General features: G+C 34.2%; 2 protein-coding genes. Both read left to right on the top strand.

All coding sequences use genetic code 11. The annotated features are described in order from the left end of the window. Window positions 1-144 precede the first annotated feature (144 nt). On the top strand, window positions 145-615 hold the full coding sequence (locus tag A5295_RS04550) for a hypothetical protein (protein WP_004108217.1): 471 nt from the start codon (window positions 145-147) through the stop codon (window positions 613-615). Between the two features lie 9 nt (window positions 616-624). Further along, complete coding sequence (locus A5295_RS04545) at window positions 625-996, top strand: hypothetical protein (RefSeq protein WP_004108219.1); 372 nt, start codon at window positions 625-627, stop codon at window positions 994-996. The last annotated feature ends 204 nt before the right edge of the window (window positions 997-1200 follow it).

Here is a 1200-nt window from a genome sequence, read left to right as displayed (position 1 = left end):
AATGAATCTTAAACAGTTTTAGATAGTAATTATTTGTAAAGGTTTTCATATACAAGATATTGTTTACCTTTTAGCACGCCATTAATTTATAAATTGTCAAGATTTTTGGCATAAACAGTTACTTCTCGTACAGAAAGGCATATTATGAAGAAGTTAGCTATAGCATGCGTATTATCTGCTTCATTAATTTTTAGCAGTATTGTTGTTCCTTCTTCTACTGCACTCGCTCTTGAGCCAACAGATAGCACCGTTGAAAAAAACATAGCATGCGAACACATCACAACAAAAGATGGTTACCGCGTGTATGTAGTTAATGGATATCTCATTAAAATTCCAGCATCTAACGCAGAACCAACGCAAGCAGAGCTTCGTAACATATTACAAGAACGTGGAAAAATTAGTCTTGTAGTTAAAACAATTAAAACTATTTATCATAAACTACCTAAGCAAGTTAAACAATTCATTAAAAGTCATTTAGGATTAAATGAGCTTATAAAATTTTTGGAGCATTGGACTGGAAAGATTGAAGACGGAATTTATAATGCCTGCAAATCAGCAGGGATGCCAGATTGGATGGCTTGGGTTGTAACAAAAGCAATTATGATGCTGCTATAGTAGGAAAATATGAGTAATTCAGAATATACAAAAGCACAAATTCCATCCGTATTTTGGACAATAGCCAATGGCGTATTTCTTGCTAGCGGAATTGCGCTGATTGTAATGCGTAATGATTATCTATGGGGAGTGCCTCAAATTATCGCTGGATTATTTGGACTTGCAACCATGTTTCTCATTAAAAAACCGTGGTGCGCGCAGCTATATTTTATAGTATCTTCACTAGTCGTAATAGCAAATGGGCTTATGGAAATATTCGGCATAATCCACGGATCTGGATACGGTTATGTTCCGCTGATTATTGGCATAATCGTGCTTTTATTTATAGGCCTTGACAAGGATGAAAGTTCAAAAGCTCTTGGAATTGCCAAGAATAAATAAAAGCATTAGACTACGATTTTAACTTAAAAACATATCGCAATTTTCAAAGGTCAAGTTGTAGCCACACATCCTACAGCTTGACCTTTACTTATTTATCTGTTAATGATTTGTTTTGCATAGAGTTTATATGTTACTGAACAATTTATTTGCTTATAACCTCAACCACATTGCGATTAAATCACTAAGCTTTAAGCGAACTTATTC

Origin of the sequence: Gardnerella sp. 26-12 (genome assembly GCF_001660745.1) — a bacterium.
GTDB classification, from domain to species: domain Bacteria; phylum Actinomycetota; class Actinomycetes; order Actinomycetales; family Bifidobacteriaceae; genus Bifidobacterium; species Bifidobacterium swidsinskii.
Note: the sequence above shows the minus strand (reverse complement) of the source record. Positions and strands in the feature narration are given on the sequence as shown.